20 protein-coding genes are annotated in these 18,762 nt (G+C 65.3%); 10 read left to right on the forward strand and 10 right to left on the reverse strand.

Features of this window, described 5'->3' with window-relative positions:
- Positions 1-3: 3 nt before the first annotated feature.
- Positions 4-999, reverse strand: a complete 996-nt coding sequence (fliG, locus tag VIM12_RS05125; protein WP_331940540.1) for a flagellar motor switch protein FliG — start codon at positions 997-999, stop codon at positions 4-6.
- Positions 992-2,656, reverse strand: a complete 1,665-nt coding sequence (gene fliF / locus VIM12_RS05130) for a flagellar basal-body MS-ring/collar protein FliF (RefSeq protein ID WP_331940541.1) — start codon at positions 2,654-2,656, stop codon at positions 992-994. The genes fliG and fliF overlap by 8 nt, the downstream gene beginning before the upstream one ends.
- Before the next feature lie 239 nt (positions 2,657-2,895).
- Here fliF and fliE point away from each other — a divergent pair, with 239 nt between their 5' ends.
- The 10 genes from fliE (at position 2,896) to mnhG (ending at position 11,611) form a co-directional block, all read left to right on the forward strand.
- Positions 2,896-3,240: a flagellar hook-basal body complex protein FliE gene (gene fliE, locus VIM12_RS05135; protein ID WP_331940542.1), complete on the forward strand. Its 345-nt coding sequence runs from the start codon at positions 2,896-2,898 to the stop codon at positions 3,238-3,240.
- Positions 3,241-3,502: 262 nt separating this feature from the next.
- The gene (locus tag VIM12_RS05140) at positions 3,503-3,817 is read left to right on the forward strand and encodes a hypothetical protein (RefSeq protein ID WP_331940543.1); all 315 of its coding nucleotides are present in this window, start codon (positions 3,503-3,505) and stop codon (positions 3,815-3,817) included.
- A 118-nt stretch (positions 3,818-3,935) separates the two neighbouring features.
- Entirely contained in the window at positions 3,936-4,373 is a 438-nt protein-coding gene (locus VIM12_RS05145) for a universal stress protein (protein ID WP_331940544.1), read from the forward strand.
- Positions 4,374-4,501: 128 nt separating this feature from the next.
- Positions 4,502-5,416 carry a universal stress protein gene (locus VIM12_RS05150; protein ID WP_331940545.1) on the forward strand — a complete coding sequence of 305 codons (915 nt, stop codon included), beginning with the start codon at positions 4,502-4,504 and terminating at the stop codon, positions 5,414-5,416.
- Positions 5,417-5,589: 173 nt separating this feature from the next.
- Complete coding sequence (locus VIM12_RS05155) at positions 5,590-8,496, forward strand: monovalent cation/H+ antiporter subunit A (protein ID WP_414691754.1); 2,907 nt, start codon at positions 5,590-5,592, stop codon at positions 8,494-8,496.
- Positions 8,496-8,840, forward strand: a complete 345-nt coding sequence (locus VIM12_RS05160; RefSeq protein ID WP_331940627.1) for a Na+/H+ antiporter subunit C — start codon at positions 8,496-8,498, stop codon at positions 8,838-8,840. The genes VIM12_RS05155 and VIM12_RS05160 overlap by 1 nt, the downstream gene beginning before the upstream one ends.
- Positions 8,837-10,465, forward strand: a complete 1,629-nt coding sequence (locus VIM12_RS05165) for a monovalent cation/H+ antiporter subunit D (RefSeq protein ID WP_331940546.1) — start codon at positions 8,837-8,839, stop codon at positions 10,463-10,465. Before VIM12_RS05160 ends, VIM12_RS05165 begins: the two co-directional genes overlap by 4 nt.
- Positions 10,462-10,959: a Na+/H+ antiporter subunit E gene (locus VIM12_RS05170; protein ID WP_331940547.1), complete on the forward strand. Its 498-nt coding sequence runs from the start codon at positions 10,462-10,464 to the stop codon at positions 10,957-10,959. The genes VIM12_RS05165 and VIM12_RS05170 overlap by 4 nt, the downstream gene beginning before the upstream one ends.
- A gap of 2 nt (positions 10,960-10,961) precedes the next feature.
- Positions 10,962-11,243, forward strand: a complete 282-nt coding sequence (locus tag VIM12_RS05175; protein ID WP_331940548.1) for a K+/H+ antiporter subunit F — start codon at positions 10,962-10,964, stop codon at positions 11,241-11,243.
- Positions 11,240-11,611: a monovalent cation/H(+) antiporter subunit G gene (gene mnhG / locus VIM12_RS05180; protein WP_331940549.1), complete on the forward strand. Its 372-nt coding sequence runs from the start codon at positions 11,240-11,242 to the stop codon at positions 11,609-11,611. Before VIM12_RS05175 ends, mnhG begins: the two co-directional genes overlap by 4 nt.
- A 104-nt stretch (positions 11,612-11,715) precedes the next feature.
- Here mnhG and VIM12_RS05185 read toward each other — a convergent pair whose 3' ends face one another.
- The 8 genes from VIM12_RS05185 to VIM12_RS05220 form a co-directional block, all read right to left on the reverse strand.
- Complete coding sequence (locus VIM12_RS05185; protein ID WP_331940550.1) at positions 11,716-12,483, reverse strand: flagellar brake protein; 768 nt, start codon at positions 12,481-12,483, stop codon at positions 11,716-11,718.
- 11 nt (positions 12,484-12,494) lie between these two features.
- Complete coding sequence (locus VIM12_RS05190; RefSeq protein ID WP_331940551.1) at positions 12,495-12,797, reverse strand: EscU/YscU/HrcU family type III secretion system export apparatus switch protein; 303 nt, start codon at positions 12,795-12,797, stop codon at positions 12,495-12,497.
- Positions 12,784-13,830: a flagellar hook-length control protein FliK gene (locus VIM12_RS05195; protein ID WP_331940552.1), complete on the reverse strand. Its 1,047-nt coding sequence runs from the start codon at positions 13,828-13,830 to the stop codon at positions 12,784-12,786. Before VIM12_RS05195 ends, VIM12_RS05190 begins: the two co-directional genes overlap by 14 nt.
- Positions 13,831-13,899: 69 nt before the next feature.
- Complete coding sequence (locus tag VIM12_RS05200; protein WP_331940553.1) at positions 13,900-14,238, reverse strand: flagellar protein FliT; 339 nt, start codon at positions 14,236-14,238, stop codon at positions 13,900-13,902.
- Positions 14,239-14,240: 2 nt separating this feature from the next.
- Complete coding sequence (fliS, locus tag VIM12_RS05205) at positions 14,241-14,717, reverse strand: flagellar export chaperone FliS (protein ID WP_331940554.1); 477 nt, start codon at positions 14,715-14,717, stop codon at positions 14,241-14,243.
- Positions 14,718-14,734: 17 nt separating this feature from the next.
- Complete coding sequence (gene fliD / locus VIM12_RS05210) at positions 14,735-16,744, reverse strand: flagellar filament capping protein FliD (RefSeq protein WP_331940555.1); 2,010 nt, start codon at positions 16,742-16,744, stop codon at positions 14,735-14,737.
- Between the two features lie 90 nt (positions 16,745-16,834).
- On the reverse strand, positions 16,835-17,209 hold the full coding sequence (locus VIM12_RS05215; protein ID WP_331940556.1) for a flagellar protein FlaG: 375 nt from the start codon (positions 17,207-17,209) through the stop codon (positions 16,835-16,837).
- Between the two features lie 69 nt (positions 17,210-17,278).
- Positions 17,279-18,718 carry a flagellin gene (locus VIM12_RS05220; protein WP_331940557.1) on the reverse strand — a complete coding sequence of 480 codons (1,440 nt, stop codon included), beginning with the start codon at positions 18,716-18,718 and terminating at the stop codon, positions 17,279-17,281.
- Positions 18,719-18,762 lie beyond the last annotated feature (44 nt).

Raw genomic sequence — 18,762 nt, forward strand, 5'->3', positions numbered from 1 at the left:
TGGTCAGACGAAGGCGTCGTCGCCCTTGGCGCCAAGGATGATCTGGCCTTCGTCGGCCAGGCGGCGCACGATCTGCAGGATTTCCTTCTGCTGGGCCTCGACTTCGGACAGGCGGACCGGGCCTTTCGACTCCAGGTCTTCCCGCATCATCTCGGCGGCGCGCTGCGACATGTTCTTGAAAATCTTCTCGCGCAGCTCGGGGCTGGCGCCCTTGAGCGCGACGATCAGGGATTCCGACTGCACCTCGCGCAGCAGGACCTGGATGCCGCGGTCATCGATGTCGATGATGTTGTCGAAGACGAACATCTCGTCCATGATCTTCTGCGCCAGGTCGCTGTCGTAGTTCTTCAGGTTGTCCATCACCGAGGTCTCGGTGTCGCCGCCCAGGAAGTTAAGTATCTCCGCCGCCGTGCGCACCCCGCCGATCGACTTCTTCTTCAGGTTCTCGTTGCCGGTCAGGAGCTTGGTCAGCACCTCGTTCAGCTCGCGCAGCGCGGTGGGCTGCACGCCGTCAAGCGTCGCGATGCGCAACACCACGTCGTTGCGCAGCCGCTCCGTGAAATAGGTCAGGACCTCGCTCGCCTGGTAGCGTTCCAGGTGCACCAGGATGGTGGCGATGATCTGCGGATGCTCGTTGCGGATCAGGTCCGCGACCGACTGCGCGTCCATCCACTTCAGGCTTTCGATGCCGCTGGCGTCGCGCGTGCCGAGGATGCGGTTGAGCAGGGAAGACGCCTTGTCCTCGCCCAGCGCCTTGGTCAGCACGCTGCGGATGTATTCGTCGGAATCGAGGCCGAACGAGGTGTTCTGCTCGGTCTCGCTGCGGAATTCGTTGAGCACCGACTCCAGCTGCTCGCTCGCGACCGCCTTCATCGTGGACATGGCGGCGCCCAGCTTCTGCACTTCGCGCGGGCCGAGGTACTTCATCACCTCCGCCGCTTCCTCCTCACCCAAAGCGAGCATCAGGATCGCTCCCTTCAGAATGCCGTCCTCACTCATTTGTTCCTACCCATGACTTGACTACGTTGGCGACCATCTTCGGATCGGTCCTTGCCAGTTGCTTGGCCGCTTCCAGGTTGTCCTGGTAACTGCGCGGCTTGGTGCCCATCGGTTCCGGCTCGTGCTCGATCTGCACGATCGCGTCTTCCTCTTCGTGTTCCACCTCCGGCGCCGGCGGCGGCCCGAAGGTGGCGGCGATGCGCCGGAACAGCGGCCGCAGCACGCCGAAGAAGAGGTAGGCGAGGACGCCGATGCCGAGCAGGTACTTGGCGCCGGTGATGCCGAGCTCGATCATCTCGGGCTGCTTCCAGAGCGGCACTTCCGGCAGCACTTCCGCCTCGGCGCGGGCGAACGGGCTGTTGACCACGTTGAGGGTGTCGCCGCGATCCTTGCTGTAGCCCATCGCCTCCTTCACGAGGTCGGTGATCTGGGTCTTCTCGGCTTCCGACAGCGGCTTCATGCTGACCTTGCCGTCCTTCGCCACTTCCTTCCGGTAGTTGACCACCACCGCGACCGACAGCCGCTTGACGCCGCCCATCGGCTGCTGCACGTAGCGCACCGTCTTGTCGACCTCGTAGTTGACCGTCATGTCGCGCTGGGTCGGTGCCGCAGGGGCGGCCTGCTGGCCGGGCTGTGCACCGGGGGCGGCGGCGGCCGGCGGATTGATCGGCGCCGTCGCATTCGGCTGCGGCTGGTTGCTCAGCGCACCCGGCACCCCGCCGGCGGCGGCCGCGCCGCCGTTGGTGCTTTCGCTGGTCTGCTGGCTGCGGATGGTCGCGTTGCTGGGCGTGCCGTTCGGCTTGTAGGTTTCCGCGGCTTGTTCGCTGTGGGAGAAGTCCACGTCCGCGGTTGCCTCGGCCCGCACGTTGGCGGCGCCGACGATCGGGGTCAGGATCGATTCGATGCGCTTGACGATGCTCTGCTGCAGTTCCTGCACATACTTGAGCTGTGTCGGGTCGAGTCCGTTCGCGCCCGCCTGCTTGCCGTTCTCCGACAACAGGTTGCCGTTCTGGTCCACCAGGGTGACGTTCTTGGTCGGGAGGTCGGGCACGCTGCTCGCGACCAGGTGCACGATCGCGCTGACCTGCTGCGCGTCGAGCGCGCGTCCGGGATGGAGATTGAGCAGCACCGAGGCGGTCGGCTTCTGCTGGTCGCGCACGAACACCGACGCCTTCGGCAGCGCCAGGTGCACGCGCGCGGCCTGCACCGCCGCCACCGACTGGATGGAGCGCGCCAGCTCGCCCTCGAGCGCGCGCTGGAAATTGACCTGTTCGAGGAACTGGGACACGCCCAGCTTCTGGTTTTCCATCAGCTCGAAGCCGACGCTGCCGCCCTTCGGCAGGCCCTGCGCGGCCAGTTTCAGGCGCGCGTCGTGCACCTTGTCCGCCGGGACCAGGATGGCGCCGCCGCCTTCCGCGAACTTATAGGGGACATTCAGCTGCTGCAGCGAGGCGACGATGGCGCCGCCGTCCCGGTCCGAGAAATTCGAGAACAGCACGCGATAGTCGGGGGTCTGGCTCCACATCCAGACGCCGGACATCACCGCGAGCACGGCCGCGACGCCCAGCATCAGGAAGAAATTCCTGCCGCCCGGCGTCTGCGCGAAGCCGACGATGCCCGACGGGACCGCGACCGCGCCTTCCGCCGCTGGCGTCATCGCTGCGCTCCCGGCTTGCCGCCGCTGACCAGATTGATATTGTTCGTTTGCATACGCATGCAGGGTTTCGAGGGACTTTTCTTAGGCTGGCATTTTGTGCCTCTCCTGTAAATTCAATCGAACGAAAAGAGCATGAATCACGCCCCTAATCCGGCAAAAAACGTGCCTTCCGTGGTGATAACTTAGCGCTACTGAAAACGGGTCCGTGCATGGCGACGGACAGGACGTGCGAGGCAGGAATGAAAACTGGTGGGATCGATAGCAGCAGGATCGAGTCGATGATAGCGCAGCTGCGCGCGGCCGCGACCCGTCCCGAGAATACCGTCAGGGGCGTGCAGCAGGACGATGTGCCGGCGCAGCGGGTGGACTTTGCCAGCGCGCTGAAGGCCTCGCTCGACCAGGTCAACAGCGCCCAGCAGAATGCGGACGCGCTTGCCAAGCGTTTCGTCTCGGGCGATGACAGCGTCAACCTGTCGGATGTGATGATCAATTCGCAAAAGGCGAGCATCGCCTTCCAGGCCACCGTGCAGGTTCGCAACAAGCTCGTGAGCGCCTATCACGACATCATGAACATGCAGGTCTGACCGGCGGGCCGAAGGCGGGGCGGCATGCCCGACTCGCCCGGAACATTTGCCAATCCTGCAACGGCCCGCCCGCGGCCGGTTTGCTTTCCCGGCGTCCGGCGCCGCCGCATCCGCCCGCCGCAACTTTCGCTTCGAATAACACTCTATCCGGGTTGGATGGCGCGAATTCCCGTCGCTTGTCCATGGACCGACATCATCGGCGCGCTGCAGCGCGACGGCGGTTCCCGACCGGAGCGCTTCGCTCCCGCATGTACCCCAGGATATGAAATCACTTCTCCTATCCCTGTTGCTGGCGATTCTTGCGTTGCAGGGTGCCGTGCCGGCGCTTGGCCATGACAGCCTGCTGGCGGGCCAGGCCCACGCCGCGCACGTCCTTGAGGAGGCTGTCGCGGCCGACGACGGCGCCGACCAGCGGGGGAGCAAGGAAGTATCCGCCTCGACGGAGGAGCTGTCCGATTACCTCCCGTTCGATCTGCCGGCCAGCGAGGTCGCGCGGCGTGCCGGCGGCGATACCGCGCCGATGGCCTGCGGCCGTTCCGTCGTCCTGCCAGGACACACACCACCACCACGGGCCTGACCGCCAGCCCGAAGTCAGCGAGCGGAAGCCTCTTCCTTCCGCAATTCCAGAGAAAGCGGCGGGCATCGGCCCGAGCGGGTTCCGCCTGCCCGTCGCAAGCGACAAAGTGGGGTCAACCGTGTTCAATTCAATCTTGTTACCGCTGAGCGATGCCGAGAATTCCTTCAAGCCAGTAGAGGCGGTCATGTCGATGGCGCAGGCCACTGGCGCAAAAGTCGTTGTCCTGTCGGTCGCCGAGCCGCGCCTGTACCGCGCTTCCGACCGGGATTCCCTGCAAACGGGCGCCGCCGCGGAGGCGGAACACCTCGAATGGGCACAGCGGCGGACCGACATGGCCTGCGCAGCAGCCGAAGGCGCAGGTGTGCAGTGCGAACGTGTCGTGTCGGTTTCCGCCAGCCCGGAGGACGAAATACTCAAGGCTTCCCGCCGGTTCAACTGCGACCTGATCGTCATGGCGACGCGCGGAAAGACGGGTGTCATCGACACCCTTTTCAGTGAGAGCACGACCCAGCAGGTCATCCGGCAATCGGGCATCCCGGTGCTGGTATTTCCCTGACCGCGCGGCGCGCAGGCGCCCGCGCACGCCGCGCCGGTCCCGCGGGCGGGCCCGGAATCCGCTCCATGTGTTTGTCCGGTCATCGCACCGGGCGCATCGCCGGTGCGTCCGGACAGGAGGAATTGACCATGATGAGAAATAATATCGATCTCTCGCCGCCGCGGCGGCTGCTCCTTGCGACCGACTTCAGCGTCGACGACGACAGGGCGCTGGAGCGCGCGAAGCAATTGGCGCGCGACTGGCGCGCCGACCTTACCCTGGTCTCGCCGCCGAACGGCCTGGACGACCCGGCCGAGGTACTCGACTGGTTCGACAGGAAAGAGGGCGCAGATGCCGGGATGAGGATGTTTCGCCGCGCGCGAAGCGCCTTCCTGGGATCGAACCTGGACGTGCGCATGCATGTCGCCGCCGGGGATACACCAGGCGTGGTGCGCCGTGCGGCTGCCGCGCTTGACAGCGACCTGGTCATTGCCAGTGCCGGAAGCCGGCGGTCGGTCCGTGATTTTCTCCTCGGCACCACCGCCGAACGGCTCTTGCGGACCCTGTCCCGCCCCCTGCTTGTCGTGCGCAACCGCGCGCATGCCGCTTACCGGCGGATCGTCGTTGCCACCGATTTTTCCGCCGGATCGCGGCAGGTGCTGGAGTCGGCGGCGCGCCTTTTTCCGGAACATGTCCTGGTCCTGTATCACGTGCACAGGCGGCCCTATGCGAGGCTGGTCAATGACCGCGGGGCGCTGCATGGTGCCGGCATCGAGGCCGCGCACGGCGCATGCGCGCGTTTCGTGGCGGAATGCACGCTGTCCGGCGCTGTGCGACGGGGCTTGCGGATCGTCATCGAGGAGGTGCCACTTGCGACCGGCCTTGCCCGCTTTGTCCGCAATCACGACATCGACCTCGTCATTGCCGGCGCGCGCGCCAGGACGGCGATCACGCGTGTGCTGTCGCAGGGCGCAGCGGAAAGCCTGGTTTACTGGCTGTCGTGCGACACGCTGGTCATTCCCGGGCGCAGGGAGCGGATGAAGCGCGGCAGGGTGGTGGCCTGATGCCGGCGTCGATCGCTTCCGCCTGTCGGTTCGTTGACATTCTTCCTCCCGCTGCCGCCGGCATCGCATTAAGGTTCGAGTGCACGCTCTGATTTCATGGCGATGACCACACCTTCCCCGGTCCGCATCGCACGTATTGCCACGCCTCGACCTTGACTGCCGCAATGATGCCGCTGCTGCTACTGCTTCTTGTGCTCTTGCCGTTTCTTGGAAGCGTCTGTGCCGCCTGTCCGCCCGCCCGCGCCCGCAACAGGGCGGCGGGCGTTGCAGGTGCCGTCAACGCCGTCGCGCTGGCCGTGGGCGCGTGGATGTATTTCCACATCCAGGACGGCACCATCATTCGTTACGACCTGCCATGGCTGCCGGACTACGGCCTGAACTTCGTGCTGCGGATGGACGGCCTCGCCTGGCTGTTCTCGATGCTGATACTCGGCATCGGATTGCTGATCGTCCTCTATGCGCGCTATTACATGTCGCCGCAGGATCCCATACCGCGCTTCTTCTCGTTCATCCTCGCGTTTTCCGGGGCGATGCTCGGGGTCGTGCTGTCCGGCAACCTGATTCAGATGGTCGTGTTCTGGGAACTGACGAGCCTGACCTCCTTTCTGCTGATCGGCTACTGGCATCACCGGCATGACGGACGCCGCGGCGCGCGGATGGCGTTCACGGTGACGACGGCGGGCGGCCTGTGCCTGTTGTGCGGGGTCCTCTTGCTAGGACGGATGGCGGGCAGCTACGACCTTGACATCGTGCTGGCGTCCGGCGAAGCGGTGCGGGCGCACGCCTGGTATCGTCCGGCGCTGGTCCTGGTGGCGCTCGGTGCGCTGACGAAGAGCGCCCAGTTTCCGTTTCATTTCTGGCTCCCGCACGCCATGGCCGCGCCGACGCCGGTATCGGCGTTCCTGCATTCCGCGACCATGGTGAAGGCCGGCGTATTCCTGCTGATGCGGCTGTGGCCCGCGTTGGCCGGCACCCCGGAGTGGACCTGGATCGTCGGCGGGGCGGGTGTCTGCACCATGCTGCTCGGCTCGTTCATCGCCATTTTTCAGCATGACCTGAAAGGCCTGCTCGCCTATTCGACCATCAGCCACCTCGGCCTGATTACCGTCCTGATGGGCATCGGCACGCCGCTTTCGGTGGTTGCCGCGATTTTCCATACCCTCAACCACGCGGTCTTCAAGGCGTCGCTTTTCATGGCCGCCGGCATCATCGACCATGAAACCGGGACTCGCGACATGCGCGTCTTGCGCGGTCTTTACCGGGCGATGCCGCAAACGGCGACGCTCGCCATCGTGGCGAGCGCGGCGATGGGCGGCGTGCCCTTGCTCAACGGATTCCTGTCCAAGGAAATGTTCTTTGCCGAGACGGTCCACGTCGGCGGCACCGAAAACTGGTGGATGTCCTATGCCGCCGTCGCCATGGGCATCTTCAGCATCGCGTATTCGCTGCGTTTCATCAGTGTCTTCTTCGGCCGGCTTTCCCCGAACCTGCCAAAAGCCCCGCACGAACCGCCGCGCTGGATGCGGTTCCCGGTCGAACTGCTCGTTCTGGTGTGCGTCCTGGTCGGCATCCTGCCTGAAATGATCGTCGGGAGCGTGCTTACGGTGGGCGCGCGCGCCGTGCTTGGCGAGGCCATGCCGCAATTCGATCTCGGGATATGGCATGGCTTCAACCTGCCGTTGCTGATGAGCGTTGCGGCCCTCTCCGGCGGCGTCGTCTTCTATGTGCTGCTGCGCAAGTACTACACCCTGGCATCCCGCGACAAGACCCCGGTGCTGCACCGGTTCCGCGGGGCACAGGCTTACGAAACCGCCTTGCTGACGCTGTCCGTCTCGGCCGCCTGGGTGATCAGGCGCCTTGGAGCACGCCGCCTGCAACTGCAATTGTTGCTGATCATGACGGCCGCGATCGCGTTGCCGCTGCTGCTGGTGAACCCGCTTCCCGAACTGCCGGCGCCACCCGCCGGCGGTGCCAATCTGCTGTTCGCCCTGGCATGGCTGATCGGCGGTGGCTGTGCCGTGGCCGCCGCATGGAAGGCCAAGTATCACCGGCTCGCCGCACTGCTGCTGGTTGGCGGAACCGGGATCGTCACAAGCGTGACCTTCCTCTGGCTGTCGGCGCCGGACCTCGCGCTGACCCAGCTCATGGTCGAGACGGTGACCACGGTGCTGATTCTGCTCGGGCTGCGCTGGTTGCCGCCGCGGCTGGTGCCGAAGGGGCGGGATGCCCGTCTTCCGCTCGCCGTGGCCGGCCGCCGCGCCCGCGATCTCCTGGTCGCCGTCGCCTGCGGGTCGGGCCTCGCCGCGGCGAGCTATGTCGTGCTGACGCATCCGGCGCCAAAGAGCATCGGCGACTACTTCATCCTGCGCGCGCTGCCCGAGGGCGGCGGCGGCAATGTGGTCAATGTGCTGCTGGTCGACTTCCGCGGCTTCGACACGATGGGGGAAATCACCGTGCTCTCGATCGTGGCGCTGACCGTCTATGCATTGCTGCGGCGCTTCCGCCCCGCGCCGGAGAGCATCCCGATACCGGAACAGCAGGCCAACGACCTCGACCCGGCCGCGCTGCAGACCCCGCTGCAGCAGGCGAAGAGCGGCTATCTGATGATCCCCGCGGTGTACCTCCGGTTCCTGCTGCCATTCATGGTCGTGGTGACGGCGTATTTCTTCATGCGCGGGCACAATCTGCCTGGCGGCGGCTTCGTCGCGGGACTGATCTTCGCCGCCGCGCTGATCGTGCAGTACATGATCGCCGGCACCGTGTGGGTGGAGACGCATATCCGGCTGCGCCCCCATCGCTGGATAGGATACGGCCTGCTGGTCGCGTTGTGCACCGGCCTCGGGGCCTTGCTGTTCGGCTATCCTTTCCTGACCAGCCACACCGCCCACCTTCACCTGCCCCTGCTGGGAGAGGTTCACGTACCGAGTGCGTTCGCATTCGACCTCGGGGTGTTTGCCGTGGTGGTGGGGTCGACGATGCTGATCCTGGTCGGGCTCGCGCACCAGTCGATCCGCAGCCACCGCATTGCGAGCGGATTGCAGGCCGCGACCCCGGAAGCCGTCACCGGAGACATACCTTGATGGAACCTGTCATCGCCTGCGCCATCGGCGTACTTTTCGGATCAGGCATCTGGCTCATATTGCGGCCCCGGAGTTTCCAGGTGCTGATCGGCCTGATGCTGATGTCCTATGCCGTCAACCTGTTCATCTTCATCATGGGCCGGCTGTGGCTGGATCGCCCGCCGCTGATCGAGGCCGGCAAAGCGCCCGATCCCGCGCTGGTCGCCGATCCCCTGCCGCAGGCGCTGGTGCTCACCGCGATCGTCATCGGTTTCGCCACCACGGCGCTCTATCTCGTGGTGATCATCGGGGCGCGCGGCGTGACCGGAACCGACCATGTGGACGGCGAGGAACCTGACCAATGAGTCTGGCCTGGAGCGAACACCTGGTCGTGGCCCCCGTACTCGTGCCGCTGCTGTGCGGCGCGCTCCAGGTGTCGGTCAGGCACAACCGGCACTGGCTGAAGTTCGGCCTGAGCGCGGCTTCGGTCGCCTGCACCTTTTTCGTGTCAATCATCCTGCTGGCGCTGATCGACGGCGGGCAGTGGAACGCCGGCGTCGGTGTCTACCTGGCGGCGAACTGGAGCGCGCCATTCGGCATCGCATTGCTCGCGGACCGGCTGGCGGCGCTGATGCTGCTGCTGACGGCGCTGCTGGCGGCATCGGCGCTGGTTTACTCGATGCTGCGCTGGAGCCGCGTCGGCGTGCATTTCCATCCGCTGTTCCAGTTCCTGATCATGGGGATCAACGGCGCGTTCCTGACGCATGATCTGTTCAATCTCTTCGTTTTCTTCGAGGTGATGCTGGCCGCATCCTACGGCTTGCTGCTGCATGGCTACAACGTCAGCCGCCTGCGCGCAGGCATGCATTACATCGCGGTCAATCTCGTGGCGTCCCTGCTGTTCCTGATCGGTGTCGCACTGATCTACGCCAGCACCGGGACGCTGAACATGGCCGATCTTGCCGGCCGCGTTGCCCATGCCGGTCCAACCGATCTTGCGTTGCTCAAGGTCGGCGTCACCGTGCTTGCCATCGCCTTCCTGATCAAGAGCGCGATGTGGCCGCTCGGCTTCTGGCTGCCTCCGACCTACGACGCGGCCTCGCCGCCGGTGACGGTGATGCTGGTACTGATGACCAAGGTCGGGGTGTACGCGATATTGCGGATTTGGCTGCTGGTATTCCCGGACGGTGCGGGCGCCGCCGCCGGTTTCGGGGTCGAGGCGCTGCTCTGGGGAGGCATGGCGACGATGGTGTACGGCGCGGCGGGGATGCTGGCCAGCGAGTCGCCCGGCCGGATGGCCGGCTATGGCGCCATGATCTCCTCGGGCACCGTGCTTTCCGTGATCGGCTACGGGCAGCCCTCGCTCATCACGCCCGGCTTGTACTACATGCTCGGCTCCACGATGGCCATGGCGGCCTTCGTCATGCTGATCGAACTGATCGAACGCATCCGTACCCCCGGCGCGGCCCTGCTGGCGGTAACGATGGAAGCGTTTGCGATCGAGGACGCGCCTGACCCGCCGGTCGGCGTCGGCATACCGGCGGCGCTCGCCTTTCTCGGCTTGTCCTATGCCTCCTGCGCACTGATCATCGCGGGGCTGCCGCCGTTCTCCGGCTTCGTCGCCAAGTTCGGGCTGATTCATGTCCTGCTCAACCCGGAAGCATCCGCAAGCGGCCCGACTCCGCTCGGCTGGGCACTGGTGGTCCTGATCGTGCTGTCGGGCCTGGCCACCATCCTATCCATGCTTCGTTTCGGGGTCCGCACCTTCTGGTCGGCGGGCCCGGTGTTGCCGCCCCCCTTGCAGGCAACCGAAGTCGCGCCGATCGGCCTGTTGCTGTTGGCCTGCATCGCCATGACCGTACAGGCGCAGCCGATCTTCAGCCACCTGTCGCGCACCGCCGGCGATCTTCATGTGCCGGGGCAGTATGTCGAGCGGGTGCGCGCGGCGCCCGCCGTGCCGGGGCCGGCCACCCCCGGAGGCGAAAAATGAAGAAATGGCTGCCTTTCCCCTGGCTCTCGGGCCTGCTGCTGCTGCTTTGGCTGGTGCTGAATCAAAGCCTCGCGCCGGCGCAGGTCCTGCTGGGCGCGGTGGTGGCAGTGGCGGCGCCACTGCTCACGAGAAGCCTGCAGCCGCTCGGCTATCCCCGTATCTCCCGGCCCGCGGCGATGGTCCGCCTGCTTTCGATGGCGCTGCGCGAGATCGTGCGCTCATGCTTCAACGTCGGCCGGATCATCCTGTTTGCGAAAGCGGACGGGCTCAACTCCCAGTTCATCCGCATCCCCCTTGATCTGCAAAGCCCGTTCGGCCTGGCGCTGCTCTCATGCCTGATCAATTCCACGCCCGGCACCGTCTGGGTCGAGATCCTGCCGGGGACTCACACGCTGTCCCTGCACGTATTCGACCTGCACGACGAGCAATGGTGGGTCGACACGATCAAGACCCGATACGAGAAACCGCTGATAGACATCTTTGACCAGGAGTAGCCGTGTTCGCAACATTGCTGGAACTCTCCGTCGCCTATGCCTTCATCTGCATCCTGGTGGCGATGCTGTTCTGTACGATCAGGCTGGTGATCGGCCCCTCCGCGCACGACCGTGTCCTCGCGCTCGACACGCTCTGGATGTGCACCATGCTGCTTGCGATCGTGCTCGGCATCCGCTTCGGCAGCCAGGTGTATTTTGACTTCGCAATGTTGATTGCCCTGCTCGGTTTCGTATCGACGATCGCCATTGCCAAGTTCCTGATGCGCGGGGAGGTGATCGAATGAGCGACTTCACGGGGATTCCCGGATGGGCGGCGATGCCGATTGCCTTGCTGCTGATCGTCGGCGGCAGTATCAGCCTGATCGGTGCGCTGGGCCTGCTGCGCCTGCCGAAGTTCTACCAGCGCATCCACGGGCCGGCGATCACCATCACGCTCGGCGCGGGGTGCATACTGCTTGCGTCGATGTTCTACTTCGGCGTGCAACAGGGCCGGCTCGTGCTGCATGAGTTGCTCATCGCCGCCTTCGTGCTGATGACCGCGCCGGTGGTGGCAATGATGATCATGCGGGCCGCGGTGTACCGGGATCTGCGCGCCGGCAAGCGCAATACCGGCGCAGGCGGCGATGTGTACGAATTTCCCCGGGACGAATGATCCGGACATCGGTCCTGCACCGGCACGGCATCGGTCCGCGCGTTCAATGCGAGCAGGTGCGGCGACTCGGGGGGAGACGGGCCCGGGGCAGGGCGTCGGGCGCTTCAGTTGAGGCCGGTCGCTTTCGCGTTGCGTTCGCGTTCCAGCTTGGTGATGTAGCGCTGCACCGCCGCCACCATCGGCTTGGGCAGGTCGACGAACATGCATCCCAGCTTGCGGATGGACTTGCCGGTGCTGAGCTGAAGGTCGTGGGAGTTGCGCACCTGCAGCGTGCACACCACCGGACCGCTGCTCGGGAGATCGATGCGGCAGTCCTTGTAGACCCGGCCGATGGTGTTGTCGAGCAGCTTCTTCTCGTCGACCACGCCGATGCCGCCGCCGCTGATGTCCTTCAGGGTGACGACCACCGAGGTGCCGCCCGTTCCGTTGTCGTCCGGCGGAATCTGGATCGTGCAGCGCAGCGGGCTGGCGACCGGCGTGGGTACGCGGAAGTGTTCGCGCCGCTGCAGCCGGATCAGGTTGGACGGGATCGCGATGTACAGCGCCGGCAGGTTGTCGTAGAGGCATTCGCCGACCTTGTCGGCAAAGAACATGATGCGGATGTTGTCGAGCACGGTCTCGAACGAGACGTTGTCGCTGTCCAGCAGGCGCTGGTTGAGCAGGTTGCTCGGGGCGCGGTCGATCACGACCAGTCCCGCCTCCTCATCCACGTCGAGCACCGAGGTCACCACCGCGTCCGCGCCGCCGTCGGCCTGCATGCTGACGAGCTGGTTCCGCTCATGCATCGCACGCAGCAGGCTGACGATCTCCCGGCGTGAGTGAACCTGGTACGGACTGACGTCTTCCGTTCCGAACTTGCTGTTGAATGCCATTGTCTCTGTTTCTATGAATCGGCCAAGGGGCGGGAGTGTGGCCCCTTATTTTTGAGCGCGTCGATATGGTAAAGCCACGCGAGCAATTCCGCCACTACCCGATAGAGTTCGGGCGGAATATGGCGGTCGAGTTCGACCTGCATCAGCAGCGCGACCAGTTCCTTCGATTCGTGCACGAAGACGCCGTGTTCGCGCGCGCGGGCGATGATCTGTTCCGCCACCATGCCGCGCCCCTTGGCCACCACCTTCGGCGCCAGCTCGCCGGTCTGGTAGGCGAGGGCGACTGCATTCTGCATGCGGTCAGGCCTGTTCATCGCGCTTCACCAGCATGGCATCGAGCGGCGCGCCGGCAGCGTCCAGCGCCTGCGCAAGGGAGTCCGCGTGGCCGCGGAGCAGGGCGGCGGCGTCGTCGCTGTCGGTATTGACCTGCAGCTGGACGCGGCCGCCCAGCAGGCGGATCGTCGCGGACACCGCGCCGAGGTGCGGCAGTTCAAAGCGCACCGCGCTGCTCCAGCACGCCACTTCCTGGCCGGCGCCGCCGCCACCCTGGTCGCGGCTCACTTCCCATTCCAGTTCCTGTCCCGGCCACAGTTCGCCGCGCCAGCGCATCTGCTGCTGTTCGAGCGCATTGAGCTGGAGGTTGATCAGGCGCGCCGCTTCGGGATCGATCGGCGGCAGGCCGGCGTCGGCGCGCGCGATCACGTCGGCGTCGGTCATCTGTGGATTGGCGGCCTGCACTTTGGCGTCGCGCATCAGGTCCAGCAGCTTGTGCACGCCGTCACCGAGGTCGCGCATGCTGTCCGCCAGCCGCGCCATGTCCGCGCCGGACTGCTCCGGCCGCGTCCCCGGCTGGGCGAGCCGCGCCTGCGGTTCCTGCGCCAGTTCCTCCAGCGTGCGGCTGCCGTTCAGCCAGTCCTGCAGGTGGGATTCATAGAACAGGCCGCTGCGCCCGAGGCTGTCCTGCAGCGCGCCGGCGATGCGTGCCGGATCAGCGTCGGCGGCGGCCAGGAGCGGGGCGCCGGCATTCACCGCGGCGGAAGCATTTCCGCCGGCGGCCTGCAGTACATGGTCGATCAGGCGCGCAGTGGCGCTGAGGGTGGCGGGCGCGCTGCCGCCGGGCTGGTTGAGCAGGAAAGTGGGACGCGGCTCGCGTGCGATGAACACCATCGACAGCTGGTCGCCGACCCTGGTCCCGACGGGAAGCGCCATGCGGGCCTGGCCATCGCCCACCCGCACCAGGAAGTTGCCGTCATCGAGCATCGAATCGACCATCGCCTGCACTTCCTTGCCGATGGCGATCTGGTTGAGCCGGCGGAGGACATCCAGCCGCGGATCGGTGGCTGACACTGACCTCGTCGGCGCATCGACCGACATGGCGGGCCGGGCGGCGTTGAGGTCGGCCCGCGGCAGCATCGGTCAGCCGGTCTGGTTGGCGCCGTAGGCCTGCGCCAGCTTGCGTTCGGTGCCGGCGCTGTTCATCATCTTTGACAGCCGTGCCATCCAGGGCTCGGTGATGTTGCGGATCTGGCGGTCGTCCTCGAGGATCTTCTTGATGATCCGGGTCTTGTGCTCGCGGGCGGTGGGCGTCAGTGGCTCGCGCGGCTGGTCGTTGCGCTTGAGGATCTCGACCTGGCTGGAGCAGCGCGATTCGAGCGCAGCCAGCTGTTCCCAGTCACCGGTGCGGGCCGCGGCCAGCATCTGGTCGGTGATGTCGGCGACGGTCTCGTAGATGGAGATGATTTCCTGGTTGTCCATGGTCAGGCTTTCACAAGGCGGGAGGACTGCGGTGCGAGCGGGTCGGCCGGCTGCTGCGGGGCAGCTGCGGCCGGCACTTGCGCGGCGGCGTCGGGGTTGATCGTCACCCAGGCGTCGCGCAATCCCTTCAGCAATTGGTACACCTCGTCCAGCGTTTGCGGCTGGTTCTTCAGGTTCGCAATGAGCAGGCGGCTGCTCATGTATTCATACAGCGCATCGAGGTTGAGCGCGACTTCGCCGCCGACGTTCTTGTCGAGGCTGGCACGCAGGCCGTTGTCGATGATCGAGATCGCCTTCGAGATCGCAGCGCCCTTGTTCGCGACGTCGCCCGCGTTCATGTGCTGCACGGCGGAGGCGACTGCCACCATCGCGCCTTCGAACAGCATGACGATCAGCTTGTGCGGACTCGCGGAGGCGACGCCGGTCTCGATGCCGATCTTGGCGTAGGCGTTTGCGCCTTTGTTGGGTGCTCCAAACATTCCCGTTGTTTCCTTTGTTACATCGACGATGACAGGCTCGCCAGCTGTTGTGTCAGATACGAGCTGGTCTGTCCCATGCTCGACAACAGCGTGTCGAGCGCGCTGAACTGCGCCTTGTACCGCTTCTCGATCTGGTCGAGGCGGTCGTTGAGTTGCTGCTTCTGCTTGTCGAGCGACTTGAGGGACGCATTGATGCCGTCCGTCTTTGCGTTGATCGGGCCGTCCTCCGCAAGCAGGGTATCGACCAGCTTGTCGAACTGGTAGGCATAACCCTTGGAAAAGCTGACCGTGCCCCGGCTGGTCGCGCTTCCGCCGCTGATCAGGAGCTTGAGCCCGTCGGCGGCGCTGCCCGCCGCCCCGGTCAGGAACTGGCCGGCGCCGACGCCCGGGACGCCGTTGAGCGTGCCGGCGACATCCTCGCCGCCGCTGGTCACGGGGGTGGCGCCAAGGAGGCCGGCGCTGCCGTTGCCGCCGGTGATGCTGATGTTGGAGCCGGAACCGTAGCGCGACGACAGGATGGAAATCCTGCCGCCGGTCTGGCTGACGCTGACGCTCGAGCCGGCGGACACGAATTCTGCGACCCCGTTGATCTTCGACTGGATCTCGAGCGCGAGGGCATCGGCGCTGGCGTAGGTTTTCTGGGCCAGCTTGATGGTGGCGGTAACGCCGTCGAGCTTGACTTCGAGCGTGTCGTTCGATGCGCCGATCGTCAGTGCGGCAACCGCGCTGCCGGTCGTCTTCCCCTTGGTGGCGATACGCGAGATGTTCAGGTCGTAGCTGCCCGCCTTGGTCTTTTCAGTCGATCCGGAGTACGCCACCAGGCTGTCCGTTGCCTTGCCGGTCGCCGTGAACAGGGCGGCGATGTCGCTGAAGTTGCTTTCGACCGCCTTCTGCAATTTCGCGTTGTCGACCGCAAGATTGCCGTCCTTCTGGACCGAGACGCCGATCTGGCTCAGCGTCTTGAACGCGCCTCCGCCCTCGATCGGCGTAATCAGCATCGCACGCAACTGGGTCTGGATCGAGCGTACCGTCGCGTCGCCGTTGAGCACCGCCGCCACCTTGGTTTCCGGATTGTAGGAGGAGGCGTTGGTCAGTGCCTGGTTGATGACGTTGTAGGCGGCAACGAACTGGCCGACCGCGCCGTTGATTGCGCTCGCGTCCTTGGTGACCGACACATTGGTCGGACTGCCGACGTTGGTCTTGTTCAGGGTGAGCGTAACGCCCGTCATGACGTCGTTGATCGTGTTGCTCGGCTTCGATACAGCGATGCCGTCGACCTTGAGCTCCGCGTTCTGGGCGGTGCTGGTCTCGGTAAAGCCCTGTGCCGCAGGCGTGCCGGCGGGATCGTGGTTCATCAGGCTCGCCAGCGCGGCGTCGCCCGAGACCGAGATCTTCATGCTGTTTGTCTTGCCGGTGCTTTGCTCCGTCAGCACCAGGCGATGGGGCGATGCGCTGCCGTCGTTGACGATGGACGCGGTGACGCCGATCCCGGCGGCATTGATCGCATCCCGGATGCCGGACAGGCTGGCATTCCCGCTGCCGATCGTCACGGTCTTGACACCGTTGCCGTTGCTCGTGAAGGATGCGCCGGTGTACTTGCCGGTCGCGGCGTCGAAGCTGCCGGAGCCGACATTGATGGAACCGAAATCGAAAGTGATCGTGCCGGTGCCGATCGGCGTGCCGGCGCTCGCCTGGCCGGCGGACGCGAGCTTCTGCGCCTGCGCCAGCTTGCTGACCTCCAGCGTGAAGGTGCCGCCGGCAGCCCCGGCGGATGCGCTTGCAGTGGCAACCGCCGTGTCGGCGACGGACGCCTTCACGGACTGGAACTTGCTTACGTCGGAGAGGGACCGGAGAGCGGTCTGAAAGGCGGACAGCGAGCTCTTCAGGTTGCCGACGGCGGACAGTCTCGCCTTGTAGCTCGCTTCTTTTTCAGTGAGTCTCGTGAGCGGCCGTTCCTCGACGGCCATCAGCTGTGCGACGATGCTGTTGATGTCGAGGTTTGAACCGCCAAGTGGGGAGAGAGCCACGTGCGCCTCCTTCGGAAAAACACAATGTAACTCTATAACGGCTTTGCTAAAGCAGACTTTAGAAGGCGAATTCCCCGTCTTTTCGGGTTCTTAGGCCTTCTGCCGCACCAGCAGGCCCGCAGCGCGATCGATGGCCTTCGCCATGTTCAGCGCTTCCTCGGAGGGAATCTGGCGCAGGACTTCCTTGGTCTGGGTGTCGATGATCCTGACGATCGGCCGCTCGCTCTCGTCGTCGATGACGAATTCGAGCCCCTGCGACTTCACTTCAACGGCTGCCTTGATGCTCTTCACCGCCTCTTCGAGTTCCGCCAGGTTCGGCACGGCGCCGGGCTGCTGGACGGTCGTCTTTGCTTCGCTCGGGGCGGCGGCGGGTTTCGCGGGCGCCGGGGAACCGGTCGCGGCGACGGTTTTCGGCGGATACTCGGCGCCGGAGGCCGCTGGACTGCTCGTAGGTTCGATTGCCATGTTGATCACCCTTCAAGGAGAAAAACCCGGCCAGTAATTTGGCCGGGTTCTTGCTGCTGATCGCGATGATTAGCCGCGGAGGAGGCTCAGGACGCCGTTCGGCACCGAGTTGGCTTGCGCCAGCATCGCGGTACCAGCCTGCTGCAGGATCTGGGCACGGGTCAGGTTCGCGGTTTCTGCCGCAAAGTCCGCGTCCTGGATGCGGCTGCGGGACGCGCTCAGGTTCTCGGAGGTGGTCTGCAGGCTGGAGATCACCGAGTTGAAGCGGTTCTGCACTGCACCGAGGCTGGCACGGCTGGAGTTGATGGAGCCGAGTGCGGCATCGATCGAGGCGAGCGCGCCGGAAGCAGCGTCGGCCGTCTTGATGTCGACTGCGGACAGTGCCTTGCCGGTAGCCGCCACCGTGCCGGTGGTGGTGCCGGCCATGCCTGCGCCGGAGAAGGCCATCGACGTGATGTTGGAGCCGGCCGGCGCCTGGTATTCGACCTTGACGGTGCCTTCGGTCGTGCCTGCTGCAACCAGGCCGTAGGAGGCCAGGTCGCCACCGGTCGAGCCGGCGGTGAAGTTGGCGATCTCGATGTTGCGGCCGTCGGCGGCGGTCAGGGTCAGGCCGTTGCCGGTGTCCTTTGCCACGACGCCGGTCACTGCGGACTGGTCGTTGATTGCCTTGAGCGCATTGGCACGGTTCGACGCTGCGTCGGTACCGCCCACGACCGAGATGGTCTGGCCGTTCAGCGTGAAGGTATCGGTGCCGCCGGCGGTGATGCCGTTGGTCTGCGAACCGACTGCCTCGTTCTTCTGGGCGGTGGCCGTCAGGCCCTGGATGTTCTGCGAGTTGATTGCTGCGGCGATCGACTTGGCATCGGTCTCCACCGAAGAGACGGTGATGGTCTGCGCCGGGCCGCTGGTCTTGTTCAGGACCATGGTCAGGGTCGCGGCTGCGCCATCGGTGATTGCGCCGAGCGAGGTGCTGGCGAAGCCGTTGTACTGGCCGAGGGCGCTGGTGCGGGCGCTGGCGATGCTGTTGATGTTGATCGAGTCGGCGGCGGTTGCGTTCGCGCCGATCTGGAACTTCTGCTGGCTGAAGGAGCCGTCAAGCAGCTTGACGCCGTTGAACTGGGAGTTGGATGCAACGCGGTCGATTTCCTCGGACAGCGCCTGGAATTCAGCGTCGAGTGCCGAGCGGTCGCCGCCGGAGTTCGATGCGTTGGCCGACTGGACGGCCAGTTCACGCATACGCTGCAGGTTGTTGCCGATCTGGACCATGTCGCCTTCGGCGGTCTGGGCCAGCGAGATGCCGTCGTTTGCGTTACGCGTTGCCTGGTTCAGGCCACGGATCTGCGAGGTCATGCGCTCGGAGATCGCCAGACCTGCTGCATCATCCTTGGCGCTGTTGATGCGCAGACCGGAGGACAGGCGTTGCAGCGAGCTTGCCAGGGCGCCCTGGGAGGAGGTCAGTGCGCGCTGCGAGTTCAGCGACGAGATATTGGTATTGATATAAGAGGCCATGGTATTTCTCCTAATTTGACGGGGGCCGAATCATTCCGGTGTGA

This window comes from Noviherbaspirillum sp., from assembly GCF_036563305.1.
GTDB lineage: Bacteria > Pseudomonadota > Gammaproteobacteria > Burkholderiales > Burkholderiaceae_D > Noviherbaspirillum.